Source organism: Streptomyces sp. NPDC089915 (assembly GCF_040684675.1).
GTDB lineage: Bacteria > Actinomycetota > Actinomycetes > Streptomycetales > Streptomycetaceae > Streptomyces.
Map to the genome: position 1 here is coordinate 1 of NZ_JBFBGN010000032.1, position 16,577 is coordinate 16,577.

Annotated in this window: 12 protein-coding genes and 2 pseudogenes; 9 read left to right on the plus strand and 5 right to left on the minus strand. The window is 71.0% G+C overall.

From position 1 onward, the window contains the following. The 4 genes and pseudogenes from AB0O29_RS12945 to nirD form a co-directional block, all read left to right on the plus strand. Window positions 1–95: pseudogene (locus AB0O29_RS12945) on the plus strand (ABC transporter substrate-binding protein); the annotation flags it as partial. Beyond that, window positions 95–628: pseudogene (locus AB0O29_RS12950) on the plus strand (FAD-dependent oxidoreductase); the annotation flags it as partial. The pseudogenes AB0O29_RS12945 and AB0O29_RS12950, both read left to right, overlap by 1 nt. A 1-nt stretch (window position 629) precedes the next feature. After that, window positions 630–3,155 carry a nitrite reductase large subunit NirB gene (gene nirB / locus AB0O29_RS12955; protein ID WP_365150494.1) on the plus strand — a complete coding sequence of 842 codons (2,526 nt, stop codon included), beginning with the start codon at window positions 630–632 and terminating at the stop codon, window positions 3,153–3,155. Then, the gene (gene nirD / locus AB0O29_RS12960; RefSeq protein ID WP_365150497.1) at window positions 3,152–3,484 is read left to right on the plus strand and encodes a nitrite reductase small subunit NirD; all 333 of its coding nucleotides are present in this window, start codon (window positions 3,152–3,154) and stop codon (window positions 3,482–3,484) included. The genes nirB and nirD overlap by 4 nt, the downstream gene beginning before the upstream one ends. A 9-nt stretch (window positions 3,485–3,493) precedes the next feature. Here nirD and AB0O29_RS12965 read toward each other — a convergent pair whose 3' ends face one another. From AB0O29_RS12965 to dusB, 4 genes are all read right to left on the minus strand, one after another. Then, window positions 3,494–3,901 carry a VOC family protein gene (locus AB0O29_RS12965; protein WP_365150500.1) on the minus strand — a complete coding sequence of 136 codons (408 nt, stop codon included), beginning with the start codon at window positions 3,899–3,901 and terminating at the stop codon, window positions 3,494–3,496. Window positions 3,902–4,092: 191 nt separating this feature from the next. Beyond that, on the minus strand, window positions 4,093–5,121 hold the full coding sequence (locus AB0O29_RS12970) for a helix-turn-helix domain-containing protein (protein ID WP_365150503.1): 1,029 nt from the start codon (window positions 5,119–5,121) through the stop codon (window positions 4,093–4,095). A 408-nt stretch (window positions 5,122–5,529) separates the two neighbouring features. Next, complete coding sequence (gene ppdK, locus AB0O29_RS12975; RefSeq protein ID WP_365150506.1) at window positions 5,530–8,238, minus strand: pyruvate, phosphate dikinase; 2,709 nt, start codon at window positions 8,236–8,238, stop codon at window positions 5,530–5,532. Between the two features lie 366 nt (window positions 8,239–8,604). Further along, window positions 8,605–9,747, minus strand: coding sequence for a tRNA dihydrouridine synthase DusB (gene dusB, locus AB0O29_RS12980; RefSeq protein WP_365150509.1), 1,143 nt, complete (start codon window positions 9,745–9,747; stop codon window positions 8,605–8,607). Window positions 9,748–9,798: 51 nt separating this feature from the next. Between dusB and AB0O29_RS12985 the strand changes: the two genes are divergently transcribed. The 4 genes from AB0O29_RS12985 (at window position 9,799) to AB0O29_RS13000 (ending at window position 13,988) form a co-directional block, all read left to right on the plus strand. Continuing rightward, entirely contained in the window at window positions 9,799–11,343 is a 1,545-nt protein-coding gene (locus AB0O29_RS12985; protein ID WP_365150512.1) for an MFS transporter, read from the plus strand. Window positions 11,344–11,446: 103 nt separating this feature from the next. After that, window positions 11,447–12,511 (plus strand): aldo/keto reductase, encoded by a 1,065-nt coding sequence (locus tag AB0O29_RS12990; RefSeq protein WP_365150515.1) that lies wholly within the window; start codon window positions 11,447–11,449, stop codon window positions 12,509–12,511. A gap of 21 nt (window positions 12,512–12,532) precedes the next feature. Further along, window positions 12,533–13,126 (plus strand): TetR family transcriptional regulator, encoded by a 594-nt coding sequence (locus tag AB0O29_RS12995; RefSeq protein ID WP_365150518.1) that lies wholly within the window; start codon window positions 12,533–12,535, stop codon window positions 13,124–13,126. A gap of 145 nt (window positions 13,127–13,271) precedes the next feature. After that, window positions 13,272–13,988 carry a VC0807 family protein gene (locus AB0O29_RS13000; RefSeq protein WP_365150521.1) on the plus strand — a complete coding sequence of 239 codons (717 nt, stop codon included), beginning with the start codon at window positions 13,272–13,274 and terminating at the stop codon, window positions 13,986–13,988. A 74-nt stretch (window positions 13,989–14,062) separates the two neighbouring features. On the opposite strand, the gene AB0O29_RS13005 is transcribed toward AB0O29_RS13000, so the two are convergent. Continuing rightward, window positions 14,063–15,445 carry a glycine--tRNA ligase gene (locus AB0O29_RS13005; RefSeq protein ID WP_365150524.1) on the minus strand — a complete coding sequence of 461 codons (1,383 nt, stop codon included), beginning with the start codon at window positions 15,443–15,445 and terminating at the stop codon, window positions 14,063–14,065. 156 nt (window positions 15,446–15,601) lie between these two features. Here AB0O29_RS13005 and AB0O29_RS13010 point away from each other — a divergent pair, with 156 nt between their 5' ends. Continuing rightward, window positions 15,602–16,573: a metal ABC transporter substrate-binding protein gene (locus AB0O29_RS13010; protein ID WP_365150527.1), complete on the plus strand. Its 972-nt coding sequence runs from the start codon at window positions 15,602–15,604 to the stop codon at window positions 16,571–16,573. Window positions 16,574–16,577 lie beyond the last annotated feature (4 nt).

Genomic DNA, 16,577 nt, shown 5'->3' on the forward strand with positions numbered 1-16,577 from the left:
TGCAGAACGGCCAGATCGACTACTACGTGGGCACCTACACGATCAACGACAAGCGCAAGAAGCAGGTCGGCTTCGCCGGGCCCTACTTCATCGCCTCGACGCCGACCTCGTCGTCCTCGCCTGCGGCGTGCGCCCCCGCACCGGACTGGCCCAGGCGGCCGGCCTGGAGGTCCGCAAGGGCGTCGTCGTCGACGACCTCCTGCGCACCGGCGACCCGGCCGTCCACGCCATCGGCGACTGCGCCGAGCACGCCGGCCGGCTCTACGGCCTGGCCGGCCCCGCGCTGGAGCAGGCCGACGCCCTCGCCGCCACCCTCACCGGGACCCCCACCCCCTACACCGGCACCCGCGCCCTGACCCGGCTCACCCTCGGCGGCGCCGGCCGCCCCCTCGACCTCGCCGCCTTCGGCGACCCCACCCCGCTCCCCGGCGACGACGTGGTCCGCCTCGCCGACGCCACCCGCAGCACCTACCGCAAGGTCGTCCTGCGCGGCGACCGGCTCGTCGGCGGGGTCCTGCTCGGCGAGCTCTCCACCGTGGGCGCCCTGGCCCGCACCTGGGAGGGCGACGAGCCCCTGGACGCCCCGCACGACCTGTTCCACCTGCTCACCGACGACGGAGGCCACTGACATGACCGAGCCCCTGCCCGCGATCGTGCTCATCGGGCACGGCATGGTCGGCCAGCGCTACCTGGAGGCGCTCGCCGAGCGCGGGGCCACCGCCACGCACCGCGTCACCGTGCTCTGCGAGGAGCCCCGGCCCGCCTACGACCGCGTGCACCTCACCTCGTACTTCTCCGGCAGCAGCCCCGAGGAGCTCTCCCTCACCCCGGCCGGGTTCATGGCCGAGCACGGAATCGAGCTGCACCTGGGCGACCCCGCCGAGAGCGTCGACCGGGAGGCCCGCACCGTCACCTCCCGCTCCGGGCGCGTCATCCCGTACGACGTGCTCGTCCTGGCGACCGGCAGCTACCCCTTCGTCCCGCCCGTGCCCGGCAAGGACGCCCCGGGCTGCTTCGTCTACCGCACCATCGAGGACCTCCTCGCGATCGAGGAGTACGCGAAGACCCGCACCACCGGCGCCGTCGTCGGCGGCGGCCTCCTCGGGCTGGAGGCGGCCGGGGCCCTCCAGGGCCTCGGGCTCACCACCCGCATCGTGGAGTTCGCACCCCGGCTGATGCCCGTCCAGGTGGACGAGGGCGGCGGCGCGGCCCTGCTGCGCACCATCGAGGACATGGGCCTGACCGTGCACACCGGCGTCGGCACCCAGGCGGTGCTGACCGGCGAGGACGGCTCCGTCACCGGGATGAGCCTCTCCGACGGCACCGCCGTCGACGCCGACCTCGTCGTCTTCTCCGCCGGGGTCCGCCCCCGCGACCAGCTCGCCCGGGACTGCGGCCTGGCCGTCGGCGAGCGCGGCGGGATCTCCGTCGACGCCCGCTGCCGCACCTCCGACCCGCACGTGTACGCGATCGGCGAGTGCGCCCAGGCCGTCGACGGCCGGGTCTACGGCCTGGTCGCGCCGGGCTACGAGATGGCGGAGACCGCCGCCGAGGACCTGCTGGGCCGCGAACGCGAGTTCACCGGCGCCGACCTGTCGACGAAGCTCAAGCTGCTCGGCGTGGACGTGGCCTCCTTCGGCGACGCGCACGGCACGGCTGAGGGCAGCCTGGACGTCGTCTGGTCCGACTCCCGCTCCGGGACCTACAAGAAGCTCGTCATCTCCTCCGACGGGGTCCTGCTCGGCGGGGTCCTCGTCGGCGACGCCGACGCCTACGGGCTGCTGCGCCCGCTCACCGGCAGCGTCCCGCCGGTCGCCCCCGAGCAGCTGGTCCTGCCCGCCGGGCTCGGCCCCGCCACCCGGCTGGGCCCGTCCGCGCTGCCCGACACGGCGGTGATCTGCTCCTGCCACAACGTCACCAAGAAGGCCATCACCGCCTGCTCCACCCTGCCCGAGGTCAAGAAGTGCACCAAGGCGGGCACGGGCTGCGGCGGCTGCCTCAAGGTGATCGGCCAGCTGCTGCCGGCCGCCGCCGACCCGGGGCTCTGCGGCTGCTTCCCGTACACCCGCTCCGAGCTGTACGAGATCGTCCGCACCCGGCGCCTGGCCTCGTACCGGGAGCTCCTCGACGGGCACGGCAGGCCGCAGGCGCGCGGCGGCGAGGGCTGCGAGGTCTGCAAGCCCGCCGTCGGCTCGATCATCGCCTCCCTGGCCCCCGCCGTGGGCGCGAGCGGCTACGTGCTCGACGGGGAGCAGGCCGCCCTCCAGGACACCAACGACCACTTCCTGGCGAACCTCCAGCGCAACGGCTCGTACTCGGTCGTGCCGCGCATCCCGGGCGGCGAGATCACCCCCGAGAAGCTGATCGTGATCGGCGAGGTGGCCCGCGACTTCGGCCTCTACACGAAGATCACCGGCGGCCAGCGCATCGACCTGTTCGGCGCGAGCGTGGACCAGCTGCCGAGGATCTGGGCGCGGCTGGTCGACGCCGGATTCGAGTCGGGGCACGCGTACGGGAAGGCCCTGCGGACGGTGAAGTCCTGCGTGGGGCAGACCTGGTGCCGCTACGGGGTCCAGGACAGCGTGCGGATGGCCATCGACCTGGAGCTGCGCTACCGGGGCCTGCGGGCCCCGCACAAGCTGAAGTCTGCGGTGTCCGGCTGCACCCGCGAGTGCGCGGAGGCGCAGAGCAAGGACTTCGGGGTGATCGCGACGGCCGGCGGGTGGAACCTGTACGTCGGCGGCAACGGCGGGGCCGTCCCGCGCCACGCGGACCTGCTCGCGCAGGACCTGTCCGACGCCGAACTGGTGCGGCTCATCGACCGGTTCCTGATGTTCTACATCCGCACCGCCGACCGGCTGGAGCGCACCTCGGCCTGGCTGGAGCGGCTGGAGGGGGGCCTGGACCACCTGCGGGACGTGGTGGTCCACGACTCGCTCGGGCTGTGCGCGGAGCTGGAGTCGCTGATGGCCGAGCACGTGGCGCACTACCGCGACGAATGGGCCGAGACCCTGCGGGACCCCGAGCGGCTGCGGCGGTTCGTGTCCTTCGTGAACGCCCCCGGCGCCCCCGACCCGACCGTGCGCTTCGTCCCGGAGCGCGACCAGGTCAAGCCCGACCTGGCCGTCCTGACCATTGGAGGTCCTGTCCGATGACCGTCGAACTGCGGGTGGCCGAAGGCTGGCTGACGGTGTGCGAGCTGTCCTCGCTGGTACCGGGGCGCGGGGTCGCGGCCCTGCTCCCGGACGGGTCCCAGGCCGCGGTGTTCGTCGACCGCGCGGGGCGCCCCTACGCGATCGGCAACCAGGACCCCTTCACCGGCGCGCACGTGCTGTCGCGGGGGCTGGTGGGCTGGTCGGCGGGCCGGCCGTTCGTGGCCTCGCCCCTGCTCAAGCAGCGCTTCGACCTGGAGTCGGGGCGCTGCCTGGACGACGAGGAGGTGGCGGTCCGGACGTACCCGGTGCGGACCGCCGCGACCTCGTAGGGCGGACGGTCAGCCCTGGATCACGGACGGGTCCATCCACATGATCTCCCAGGTGTGGCCGTCGAGGTCGTCGAAGGCCCGGCCGTACATGACCCCGTGGTCCTGGGCGGGGCGGGGCTCGGTGGCCCCGGCCGCCAGGGCCCCGTCGACCAGCTCGTCGACCGCGGCGCGGCTCTCGGCGCTCAGGCACACCAGCACCTCGGAGGTGGTCCGGGCGTCGGCGATGGCCTTGTGGGTGAAGTCCTTGTAGCGGCCGTGCGTCAGGAACATCGCGACGATGGTGTCGGTGATGGGCATGGAGGCGCAGTTCTCGTCGGTGAACTGGGCGTTGAAGGAGTAGCCCAGCTTGCCCCAGAACGCCTTGGTGGCCTCCAGGTCGCTGACGGGCAGGTTGACGAAGATCATGGTGGAGGACATCCCGGTGTCTCTTCTCTGTGGTGGGGCGCGTGCCCCGCGTGGTGCTGTCGAGGGGTAGACCGGGGGCGGCCCGGGAACTCATCGCCGTGCGGCGGGATTTCTTCGACTTTTTTCTGCGGTCCGGGAAACCGCAGGTCAGGGTCGGTACCCGGGCGGGGGCCGGGAGGCCGCCGCCCAGGTGAACCGATCCTTCAGGAGACCACCGCGCCGCCCTTGAGGAGGGCCGCGCCCAGCGGGGTCACCGTGTGCAGGACGGCGCTGCCGTGGCGCAGGGTGGTCACCAGGCCGGCCTCGCGCATCACACAGGCGTGCTGGCTCGCCGAGGCCAGGGAGACCCCGGCACGGCGGGCCAGTTCGCTGGTGGTGGCCCCGTCGCCGATGGCCCGCAGCACCACCGAGCGGGTGTGGCCCACCAGCTTGCCCAGGGTGCGCTGGCGCTGCTCCTCGGCGGGCCGGGCGGCCTCCCCGCCCGCGCCGGCCGAGGCCAGCTGGGCGGCGGCCGGGTAGACCAGCACGGGCGGCAGCTCCGGGTCGTGGAGGGTCACCGCGGTGCGCCGGCAGAAGAAGGACGGCTGGAGCAGCAGCCCGCGCCCCCGCAGCCGTACGTCCCGGTCCACCGGGTACTCGCACTCCAGCACCGGGGCCCGCCAGCGCAGCATCGGCGGCAGGGAGGCCAGCAGCTCGTCCGCGCCCCCGTCGAGGAGGGCGCGGCCGCGCGCGGCCCGCTCGGCCTCGATCTGGGCCTGGATGTGGGTCCAGTACGGTTCCACGGCCGCCCGGTGGTAGCCGCGCAGCTCGCCCAGCAGCCGGGGCAGGTACTTGGTGCCGCCGTCCATGAACTCCCGCAGCCGGGTCGGCGGCGGGGTCCCGAAGGCCGCGCCGAAGCCCGCGGCGGCGCCCGCGCCCACGAGGGAGAGCTCGTGGCGCAGCCGGTCCGCGCGCAGCCCGCGCAGGGCGTCGAGGCCGAGGTCCCACCCGTACTGGCCCTCGGAGGGCGTCAGGAAATCTGGGAAATACCCGCGAGCCGGTATCAGGGCACCCAGCAGCCTTGTTTCACCATTCAACCGGCTCCGGGCTTCCGTACGCCATTCGCCGAACAGCCGGGCGTCACGCCGGTCTCTTAAGCGATGAAAACTAAGAATCGTTTCCCACAACGCATCGGGACGCCCTGCCATCCGTACGCGTGCCAGGTCCACTCCAGTGAAATGGATACGAAGCACCGAACCCCCACCTGTGCAACCGCAATCCCCCCGCCCCATGAGTATGCATGCCGTCACACGTGGTCACCACGCCCTTTCGGCCACAGTTGAAACCCCTTTCGGCAGGGGCGTGACAAGCGAAATCCTGTACTCCGCCAGGCACACTCCGGCGCGACCGAAACGCTCCGTGAAGGCCGTGGGGGGCTTTGCGGGGCCTGGCGGTCGGTCGCACCGGGAAGCGCCGACGTGCCTGGCGGATAGGCGGCAGGCGGCGGACGGGTGGGGATCCGTCCGCCGCCTGGCGCCGTAATGAGTTCGTTGAATATGCGCGAAACCCGGCCGGTGCGGCGCGGGGGTCTTCCTAATAGATGGAAGCGCCCGCCCCCGGCAGTCAGGGAACCGGGGGCGGGCGCTGTCAGTGGGCCGGGCTCAGCGGCTGTCGGAGCCCTTGGCCTCGGCGGCGGCACGGCCGGCCTCCAGGCGCGCCACCGGGATCCGGAAGGGCGAGCAGGAGACGTAGTCGAGGCCGACCTCGTGGAAGAAGTGCACCGACTCGGGGTCGCCGCCGTGCTCGCCGCAGACGCCGAGCTTGAGGTCGGGGCGGGTGGCCCGGCCCTGCTGGACCGCGTGGCGCACGAGGGAGCCGACGCCGTCCTTGTCGATGGTCTCGAAGGGCGAGACCCCGAAGATGCCCTTCTCCAGGTAGGCGGTGAAGAAGCTGGCCTCGACGTCGTCGCGGGAGAAGCCCCACACCGTCTGGGTCAGGTCGTTCGTGCCGAAGGAGAAGAACTGCGCGGCCTCGGCGATCTGGGCGGCGGTCAGCGCGGCACGCGGCAGCTCGATCATCGTGCCGACGGTCAGCTTGAGGCTGGTGCCGGTGGCGGCCTCGACCTCGGCGATGATCGCGTCGGCCTCGTCGCGGACGATCTCCAGCTCCTGGACGGTGCCCACGAGCGGAACCATGATCTCGGCGCGCGGGTCGCCCTTGGCGTTCTTGCGCTCGGCGGCGGCCTCGGCGATCGCGCGGACCTGCATGGCGAACAGGCCGGGGATGACCAGGCCGAGGCGGACGCCGCGCAGACCCAGCATCGGGTTCTGCTCGTGCAGCTTGTGCACGGCCTGGAGCAGGCGCAGGTCGTTCTCGTTGGCGTCCTGGCGGGACTCGGCGAGGGCGACGCGCACCGACAGCTCGGTGATGTCGGGCAGGAACTCGTGCAGCGGCGGGTCCAGCAGGCGGACGGTGACGGGCAGACCGTCCATCGCCTCGAACAGCTCGACGAAGTCCTTCTTCTGGAGCGGCAGGAGGGCACTGAGTGCCTCCTCGCGCTCCGAGTCGGTGTCCGCGAGGATCAGGCGCTCGACCATCTCGCGGCGCTCGCCGAGGAACATGTGCTCGGTGCGGCACAGGCCGATGCCCTGGGCGCCGAAGCGGCGGGCGCGCAGCGCGTCCTCGGCGTTGTCGGCGTTGGCGCGCACCCGCAGCCGGCGGACGCGGTCCGCGTAGGCCATGATCCGGTGCACCGCGCCGACGAGCTCGTCGGCGTCGTCGGCACCGGCGTGCATGCGGCCCTCGAAGTACTCGACGACCGGGGACGGTACGACGGGCACCTCGCCGAGGTAGACCTTGCCGGTGGAGCCGTCGATGGAGACGACGTCGCCCTCTTCGATGACCGTCCCGCCGACCGTCATCCGGCGGCGCTTGGTGTCGACGTCGAGGTCCTCGGCGCCGCAGACGCAGGTCTTGCCCATGCCGCGGGCGACGACGGCGGCGTGCGAGGTCTTGCCGCCGCGCGAGGTCAGGATGCCCTCGGAGGCGATCATGCCGTCGAGGTCGTCGGGGTTGGTCTCGCGGCGGATCAGGATGACCTTCTCGCCGGAGCGGGACCACTTGACGGCCGTGTACGAGTCGAAGACGGCCTTGCCGACGGCCGCGCCCGGGGAGGCGGCGATGCCGCGGCCGAGCAGGGTGGTCTCGGCGGCCTCGTCGAAGCGCGGGAACATCAGCTGGGCCAGCTGGTGGCCCGTGACGCGCTGGAGCGCCTCGGCCTCGCTGATCAGGCCCTGGTCCACGAGCTGGGTGGCGATGCGGAAGGCGGCGCCGGCGGTGCGCTTGCCGACGCGGGTCTGGAGCATCCACAGCTGGCCGCGCTCGATGGTGAACTCGATGTCGCAGAGATCCTTGTAGTGGGTCTCCAGCTTCGTCATGATCGCCATGAGCTGGTCGTACGAGGCCTTGTCGATGGCCTCCAGGTCCGCGAGCGGCACGGTGTTGCGGATGCCCGCGACGACGTCCTCGCCCTGGGCGTTCTGCAGGTAGTCGCCGTAGACGCCGGCGTGGCCGCTGGCGGGGTCGCGGGTGAAGGCGACGCCGGTGCCCGAGTCGGGGCCGAGGTTGCCGAAGACCATGGAGCAGATGTTGACGGCGGTGCCCAGGTCGCCGGGGATGCGCTCCTGGCGGCGGTAGAGCTTGGCGCGGTCGGTGTTCCAGGAGTTGAAGACGGCCTCGACGGCGAGGTCGAGCTGCTCGCGGGCGTCCTGCGGGAACTCGCGGCCGGCCTCCTTCGCGACGATCTTCTTGAAGGCCTTGACGACCTTCTTGAGGTCGGCGGCGTCGAGGTCGGTGTCGACGGTGACCTTCTTGGCGGCCTTGGCCTCGTCGAGGGCGTCCTCGAAGAGCTCGCCCTCGACGCCGAGGACGGTCTTGCCGAACATCTGGATGAGGCGGCGGTAGGAGTCCCACGCGAAGCGCTCGTTGTCGGCCTGGGCGGCGAGGCCGGACACGGACTCGTCGGAGAGGCCGATGTTGAGGACCGTGTCCATCATGCCCGGCATGGAGAACTTGGCGCCGGAGCGCACGGAGACCAGGAGCGGGTCGTCCGACTGGCCGAGCTTCTTGCCCATCTTCGCCTCGAGGGCGGCGAGGTGCGCGCTGACCTCGTCGCGGAGCGCGGCCGGGGCCGTGCCGCTTTCGAGGTAGACCTTGCAGGCCTCGGTGGTGATGGTGAAGCCGGGAGGGACCGGAAGACCGAGGTTGGTCATCTCGGCGAGGTTGGCTCCCTTGCCGCCGAGAAGGTCCTTGAGGTCCCGGTTGCCCTCGGTGAAGTCGTAGACGAGCTTCTGATCTTTGTTTTCCGACACGGGTCTCGACTCCTCGAGGACTCGGGTGGCTGCCCTGACGGCCAGGAACATACCCAGATCGAAGGCTTATCGGTACGTCCACTTGGCGGTCATGGGGCCGTAACCACCCGTGCGCCACCGTATCGAAAGTAACCGGTCGGTAATGAGAACCTACGAACGGCGTTCACATCCCGAAGGGTGAGGTGGCGTTTGAGGCTTGATCCCGCTCGAATGAGCGATCATCGATACATTTGCGTTCAACTCTTGAACGCACAAAGGGTGGCACCCAGTGCCACCCTTTGGAAGTCTTACCCGTGACTTACGCGCTCATCTGAGCGAAACCTCTCCCATGCGTGGCGTATATCACGCGCCTCGCAGGGCGATTTGTCAGCCTCCGGACGTGTCCAGCTCGGCGTCCTCGCTCACACCGGCGCAGTCGTACGGATCCTTCAGCCAGCCCTCCGGGAGGACAACTCGGTTGTTTCCGGACGTCCGGCCACGCGGGCCGTCCGCACTCTCGGGCCACGCCTGATCCAGATCGAGCTCGCTCAGATGAGCGTCCAGCTCGGCCAGGGAGGAGACGACCGCCATCTTGCCGCGCATCTCGGACCCGACGGAGAACCCCTTGAGGTACCAGGCGACGTGCTTACGGAAGTCGATCACCCCGCGCGCCTCGTCGCCGATCCACTCCCCCAGCAGCTGCGCGTGCCGCAGCATGGCGGCCTTGACCTCGCGCAGCGTCGGCTTGTGGAAGTCCTCGGGGCGGCCCTCGAAGGCGGCCACCAGGTCGTTGAAGAGCCACGGGCGGCCCAGGCAGCCGCGCCCGACGACCACGCCGTCGCAGCCGGTCTCGCGGACCATGCGCAGCGCGTCCTCGGCGCACCAGATGTCCCCGTTGCCGAGCACGGGGATCTCCGGCACGTGCTCCTTGAGGCGGGCGATGGCCTCCCAGTCGGCGGTGCCGCCGTAGTGCTGGGCGGTGGTGCGGCCGTGCAGGGCGATGGCGGTGACGCCCTCCTCGACGGCGATCCGGCCGGCGTCGAGGTAGGTGAGGTGGTCGTCGTCGATGCCCTTGCGCATCTTCATCGTCACCGGCAGGTCGCCGGCGCCCGCGACGGCCTCGCGGAGGATGGCGCGCAGCAGGTGGCGCTTGTAGGGCAGGGCCGAGCCGCCGCCCTTGCGCGTGACCTTGGGGACGGGGCAGCCGAAGTTGAGGTCGATGTGGTCGGCGCGGTCCTCTTCGACGATCATGCGGACGGCCTTGCCGACCGTCACGGGGTCCACCCCGTACAGCTGAATCGACCGCGGCTTTTCGCTCGCGTCGAAGTGGATCAGCTGCATGGTCTTCTCGTTGCGCTCGACCAGGGCGCGGGTCGTGATCATCTCGCTCACGAACAGCCCCTTGCCGCCCGAGTACTCGCGGCAGAGGGTCCGGAAGGGGGCGTTGGTGATGCCGGCCATGGGCGCGAGCACCACCGGGGGCTGCACGGTGTGCGGCCCGATCGCGAGGGGGGCGGGAAGCGTGGTCATCCCCCCATTGTCCCGCAGCGCCGTTCCTTACTTATTCGTACGATCGGCGGTATGCATCACATGAGTGGCGTGGACCAGCCGAGCCGTCGCCGCCGCCTGCTCGTCCTGGCGGTCTGCTGCATGAGCCTGCTGATCGTCAGCCTGGACAACACCGTGCTGAACGTGGCCCTGCCCGCGATGCGCCGCGAGTTCGACGCGTCGGTCTCGGGGATGCAGTGGACCATCGACGCGTACACCCTGGTCATCGCCTCGCTGCTGATACTGGCCGGGTCCACGGCGGACCGGATCGGGCGGCGCAGGGTGTTCGCCGTGGGGCTGGTCCTCTTCACCGCGGGGTCGGTGCTGTGCTCGCTGGCACCCGGCCTGCACTGGCTGATCGTCTTCCGGATGGTCCAGGCCGTCGGCGGGGCGATGCTCAACCCCGTCGCCATGTCCATCATCACCAACACCTTCACCGACCCGAAGGAGCGCGCCCGCGCCATCGGCGTGTGGGGCGCGGTGGTCGGCATCTCCATGGCGGCCGGGCCGCTGGTCGGAGGGCTGCTGGTGGACTCGGTGGGCTGGCGGTCCATCTTCTGGGTCAACCTGCCGGTCGGACTGGTCGCCCTCGCCCTGACGCTGCGCTTCGTGCCGGAGTCCCGGGCCGAGCGGCCGCGCCGGGCGGACCCGGTGGGGCAGCTGCTGGTGGTGGTGCTGCTGGGCGGGGTGACGTACGCGATCATCGAGGCGCCCGCCCAGGGGTGGGACGCCCCGCCGGTCCTCGGGTGCGCGCTGGGCGCCGCGGCGGCGCTGGCCGGGCTGCTGTTCTACGAGTCCCGGCGGACGGACCCGCTGATCGACCCCCGGTTCTTCCGCAGCGCCCCCTTCAGCGGGGCGACCGTGATCGCGGTGAGCACCTTCGCCTCGCTCTCCGGGTTCCTCTTCCTGACCACCCTCTACCTCCAGGAGGTACGGGGGCTGAACGCCCTGGACGCGGGGCTGCACATGCTGCCGATGGCCGCGTTCGCCTTCCTGTGCGCGCCGCTCTCGGGGCGGCTGGTCGCCAACCACGGGCCCCGCCCCTCGCTGCTGGTGTCCGGGGTGGCCATGGGGGCGAGCGGGCTGCTGTTCGCGGCCTTCTCCGCGGAGACCTCGACGCCGCTGATGTTCACCGGGTACGTGCTCTTCGGCATCGGGTTCGGCCTGGTCAACGCCCCGATCACCAATACGGCGCTGTCCGGGATGCCGCGCTCCCAGGCGGGGGTGGCGGCCGCCGTGGCCTCCACCAGCCGGCAGACGGGCGGGGCGCTGGGCGTGGCGGTGATAGGGGCGGTGCTGGCGTCCGGGACGGCGGGCGGCGCGGACTTCGCGACGGCGACCCGGCCCGCCTGGTGGATCATCACCGGCTGCGCCTTCGTGGTGCTGGTCGTCGGGGCGGTCACCACCGGCCCGTGGGCGCACGCCACCGCGCTGCGGACGGCCCGTGAGCTCCAGCCGTCGCCGTCGGTTCCCGCCGCTCCCCCGCAGCAGCCGCCGCAGCAGCCCCCGGGGCAGGCTCCGGGGTCGCGGATGGACGGCGGGCTCCCCCCGGCTCCGGGACCGGCTCCGGCGGGCTGAGCCCGGCCGGGGCGGGCGCCCGTCCGACCTCCGTTCCACGACACCTTCAAACCAACGGCTGACAGATATTGAAATCTGTCAGCCGTCATGTCATTCTCTTCTCATGACCACGAACGAGAACACCTCCGCGTCCGCCGTCCCCGCCGCCCGCCGCCTCGGCGCCACCGGCCCGGCCGTCTTCCCCCTGGGGCTGGGCTGCATGGGCATGTCCGCCCTCTACGGCGAGGCCGACCGGGCCGAGTCCCTGGCGACGATCCACGCCTACCTGGAAGCCGCCCCCGAGGGCATGAACACGCTCCTGGACACCGGCGACTTCTACGGCATGGGCCACAACGAGCTGCTGATCAACGAGGCCCTGCGCACCGCCCCGGCCGCCGCCCGCGAGCAGGCGCTGACCAGCGTCAAGTTCGGCGCCCTGCGGACGGTCGAGGGCGGCTTCACCGGGTACGACGGGCGGCCCGAGGCCGTGAAGAACTTCCTGGCCTACTCGCTCCAGCGGCTCGGCCGCGACCACATCGACGTCTACCGGATCGCCCGCGTGGACCCGGACGTCCCGATCGAGGAGACCGTCGGCGCCATCGCCGAGGCCGTGCAGGCGGGGCACGTGCGGCACATCGGCCTGTCCGAGGTCGGCGCGGACACCCTGCGCCGGGCCGCCGCCGTGGCCCCGATCTCGGACCTGCAGATCGAGTACTCGCTGATCTCGCGCGGCATCGAGGACCGCATCCTGCCGACCGCCCGCGAGCTCGGCATCGGCGTGACGGCGTACGGGGTGCTGTCCCGGGGCCTGATCAGCGGGCACTTCGACCGTGACCGCGCCCTGCCCCCGGGCGACTTCCGGGGCATGAGCCCCCGCTTCCAGGGCGAGAACCTGGGCCGCAACCTCGACCTGGTCGACGCCCTGCGCAAGGTCGCCGGGGAGAAGGGCGTGAGCGTGGCCCAGATCGCGATCGCCTGGGTGCTCGCCCAGGGCCCGCGCCACGGGGTCGACATCGTGCCGCTGGTCGGCGCCCGCCGCCGGGACCGGCTGACCGAGGCCCTCGGCTCCCTGCGGGTCGAGCTGACCGCGTCCGACCTGGCCGCCATCGAGGCGGCGGTGCCGGCCGGCTCCGCTTCCGGCGACCGGTACCCGGCGGCACAGATGGCCCACCTCGACAGTGAGCACTGAGCTGACGGTACGGTCGTACCCATGCCCCCCGCTGCTGCCGAGCCCCTGACCCCCGAGCGCATCCTCGAGACCACCGAGGAGGTGCTGCGCCGCTTCGGCCCCACCAAGGCGACCGTGGTGGACGTGGCGCGCGCCCTGGGCGTCAGCCACGGCAGCGTCTACCGGCACTTCCCCTCGAAGGCGGCGCTGCGCGAGGCCGTCACGGACCGCTGGCTCGCCAAGAGCGTGGTCATGCTGGAGGGGATCGCCTCGGCGCCGGGCGAGGCCGCCCCCACCAAGCTGGAGTCCTGGCTGGAGGCCCTCTTCGAGGCCAAGCGCCACAAGGCGGGCGACGACCCGGAGCTGTTCGCGACGTACACGGTGCTGCTCGGCGAGAACAGCGGGGTGGTCGACACCCACCTGACGGAGCTGATCCACCAGCTGGCCCGGATCATCGGCGAGGGGGTCGCCGCCGGCACCCTGGCCGCGCCGGACGTACCGGCCGCCGCGCGCGCCGTCTTCGACGCCACCGGCCGCTTCCATGACCCCCAGTACGTGGCGGACTGGTTCTCCCCCACGATCATCACGGAGTTCGAGGCCGTCGTGGCGCTCCTCGTCAGGGGCCTGCGCGCCTGAACCGGCGGGGCTACGCGCCCCGTTGTGCGGAAGGAGACGCTCCGTACGGCTTGGCGATCATTTTGAGCCGTGTCGCCTTGTACATGCCATTGACAGTTCCTTACGGTCCCCTTACCGCACTACTCAGCACGTTCCAGGGGGAACCTTGTCCACGGCAGTACAGCCCTCACCTCCCGCACGCTCCGGCGCCGCGGCGGCCCTAGGCCTGGTCCTGACCATCGCGCTCAGCGTGGTCGCACCGATCGTCACCTACAACACCCTCGTCGACGACCACGGCTGGAGCGAGGCCTCGGCGCTGCTGGTCAGCGGGGCCTGGCCGGTGCTCGACAGCGCCATCATGGTGGCCTGGCGCCGCAAGCTGGACGAGTTCGCCATCGTCACCCTGGTGTTCCTGGCGATCACCGCCGCCGTCTCCCTCGTCGGCGCCGACTCCACCCGTGCCCTGCTGGTCAAGGACTCCGCCGTCACGGGGCTGTTCGGGCTGCTCTGCCTGGCCACGCTGCTCGCGCCGCGTCCGCTGATGTTCTACTTCGGCCGGAAGTTCGGCACGGACGGCACCCCGGCGGGCGTGGCGTACTACAACGGCCTGTGGCAGTACGAGGGCTTCCGCAACGCCCAGCGCCGCATGACGCTGGTCTGGGGCGTGGTCTACCTGATCGAGGCGGCCGTCCGGGTCGCCCTGTCGTACGTCCTGGACACCTCCACCATGGTGACCGTCAGCCCGTTCCTGATCTACGGCACGCTCGGCGGCCTGGCCCTGTGGACCATCCGGTTCGTCAAGCGCACCAAGGCCGAGGGCGAGAGGCGGGCCGCCGAGGCGGCCGCCGCAGCGGCCGCGGCCGATCAGGGCTCCGCGGCCTGACGGCCGCACCCGCGAAAAGACCGGTGGCCCGGTGCGCGATCCGCGCACCGGGCCACCGGTCTTTCGTGCAGGTCCTAGCAGCCGAGCAGACGGCTGCCGAGGTAGGTCTGGATCTGGTCCAGGGAGACGCGCTCCTGCTTCATGGTGTCGCGCTCGCGCACGGTCACCGCGTTGTCGTCCAGGGTGTCGAAGTCGACGGTGACGCAGAACGGCGTACCGATCTCGTCCTGGCGGCGGTAGCGGCGGCCGATGGCGCCCGCGTCGTCGAACTCGATGTTCCAGAACTTGCGCAGGTCGGCGGCGAGGCCCTTGGCCTTCGGCGACAGCTCCGCGTTGCGGGACAGCGGCAGGACGGCGACCTTGATCGGGGCCAGGCGCGGGTCGAAGCGCATCACGGTGCGCTTCTCCATGACGCCCTTGGCGTTCGGGGCCTCGTCCTCGTTGAACGCGTCGAGCATGAAGGCGAGCATGGCGCGGTTGACGCCGGCCGCCGGCTCGATGACGTACGGGGTGTACTTCTCCTTCGACTCCTGGTCGAAGTAGACGAGGTCCTGGCCGGAGGCGGCCGAGTGCGCCTTCAGGTCGTAGTCGGTGCGGTTGGCGACGCCCTCCAGCTCGGAGAACTCGCTGCCGCCGAAGTTGAAGCGGTACTCGATGTCAGCGGTGCGCTTCGAGTAGTGGGACAGCTTCTCCTTCGGGTGGTCGTACCAGCGCATGTTCTCCTCGCGCAGACCCAGGCCGCGGTACCAGTTCCACCGCTCCTGCATCCAGTACTCCTGCCACTGGTCGTCCTCGCCCGGCTTGACGAAGAACTCCATCTCCATCTGCTCGAACTCGCGCGTGCGGAAGATGAAGTTGCCGGGCGTGATCTCGTTGCGGAAGGACTTGCCCATCTGCGCGATGCCGAACGGGGGCTTCTTGCGCGAGGTGGTCTGCACGTGGGCGAAGTTGGTGAAGATGCCCTGGGCGGTCTCGGGGCGCAGGTACGCCTTCGAGCCGGTGTCCTGGGTCGGGCCGAGGTGGGTCTCCAGCATGCCGGAGAACTGCTTCGGCTCCGTGAACTGGCCCTTCACACCGCAGTTGGGGCAGTTGACGTCGGCCAGGCCGTTCGCGGGGAGGCGGCCGTGCTTGGCCTCGTACGCCTCTTCCAGGTGGTCGGCGCGGTGACGCTTGTGGCAGGAGGTGCACTCGGTCAGCGGGTCCGAGAAGGTCGCGACGTGGCCGGAGGCCACCCAGACCTCGGGGGCCAGGATCACGGAGGAGTCGAGACCGACGACGTCCTCGCGCCCGGTGACCATCGCCTTCCACCACTGGCGCTTGATGTTCTCCTTGAGCTCCACACCCAGCGGACCGTAGTCCCAGGCAGCCCTGGAACCGCCGTAGATGTCACTGCAAGGGAAAACGAAGCCACGGCGCTTGCTCAGGCTGACGATGGTCTCGATCTTGTCGGCGGCCACGGTGCTCTCTTCATTACGAGGACGAACGGCGAAGGCTTTAGGTTACCGGCGCCCGCACCCTCCTCTTCAAGTCGGTACCCCCCTTCCAGCATGCTCCCGCGGACCCTTCACCTGCCTTTTTGACAACCGTTTCCATCTTTGATGAAAATGGATGTCATGAACGTACGACGCCTCATACCCACCGCCGCTCTCGCCGGTGCCGTCGCCCTCGCCGGGACGGCCCTCACCGCCTGCTCGGGGGCGGGCACGGCGAGCGCGGACAAGGACGGCAAGCTGCGCGTGACGGCGTCGTTCTACCCCCTGCAGTTCCTCGCCGAGCAGGTCGGCGGCGACCACGTGAAGGTCGACACCCTGACCAAGCCGGGCGTCGAACCCCACGACCTGGAGATCACCCCCAAGCAGACCGGCAGCCTGGGCGAGTCCAACGTGGTCCTCTACCTCAAGGGCCTCCAGCCCGCCGTCGACAACGCCGTGGCCCAGTCCGGCGTGAAGGACGTCGTGGACGCGGCCGGCCTCACGAAGCTTGAGGTGCACGGCACCTCCGGCGAGGAGGACCACGACCACGCCGCCGAGGGCCACGACCACGGCCACGACCACGGCGGGACGGCCGAGGACCCCCACGTCTGGCTCGACCCGGTCAAGTACGCGGAGATCGCCAAGGGCTTCGGCGCCGCCATGGAGAAGACCGACCCCGGCCACGCGGCCGACTACCGCAAGAACACCGACGAGCTCGTGGCCAAGCTGGGCGCGCTGGACACCGAGCTGCGGGAGGGCCTGAAGAACACGGCCTCCAAGACCTTCATCACCACCCACGCCGCGTTCGGCTACTTCGCCGAGCGCTACGGCCTCGACCAGGAGGGCATCTCCGGCGTCGACCCCGAGTCCGAGCCGAGCCCGGCCCGGATGAAGGACCTCCAGGCCATCGCGAAGAAGGACAATGTCACCACCGTGTTCTTCGAGGCCCTGGCCAGCGACAAGACGGCCAAGACCCTCGCCCGGGACACGGGGCTGCGGACCGACGTCCTCGACCCCCTGGAGGGGATCACCGACAAGTCGCAGGGCGCCGACTACTTCGAGGTCATGCGGTCCAACCTGAAGAACCTCCAGAAGGCCCTCGGAACCAAGTGACGAC

Coding starts and splice junctions, on each gene's coding strand:
- AB0O29_RS12965 (WP_365150500.1), bottom strand. CDS start 3,901: ATGTCCTCCACCATGATCTTCGTCAACCTGCCCGTCAGCGACCTGGAG.
- nirB (WP_365150494.1), top strand. CDS start 630: ATGACCGAGCCCCTGCCCGCGATCGTGCTCATCGGGCACGGCATGGTC.
- AB0O29_RS12995 (WP_365150518.1), top strand. CDS start 12,533: ATGCCCCCCGCTGCTGCCGAGCCCCTGACCCCCGAGCGCATCCTCGAG.
- nirD (WP_365150497.1), top strand. CDS start 3,152: ATGACCGTCGAACTGCGGGTGGCCGAAGGCTGGCTGACGGTGTGCGAG.
- AB0O29_RS13010 (WP_365150527.1), top strand. CDS start 15,602: ATGAACGTACGACGCCTCATACCCACCGCCGCTCTCGCCGGTGCCGTC.
- dusB (WP_365150509.1), bottom strand. CDS start 9,747: ATGACCACGCTTCCCGCCCCCCTCGCGATCGGGCCGCACACCGTGCAG.
- AB0O29_RS12985 (WP_365150512.1), top strand. CDS start 9,799: ATGCATCACATGAGTGGCGTGGACCAGCCGAGCCGTCGCCGCCGCCTG.
- AB0O29_RS12990 (WP_365150515.1), top strand. CDS start 11,447: ATGACCACGAACGAGAACACCTCCGCGTCCGCCGTCCCCGCCGCCCGC.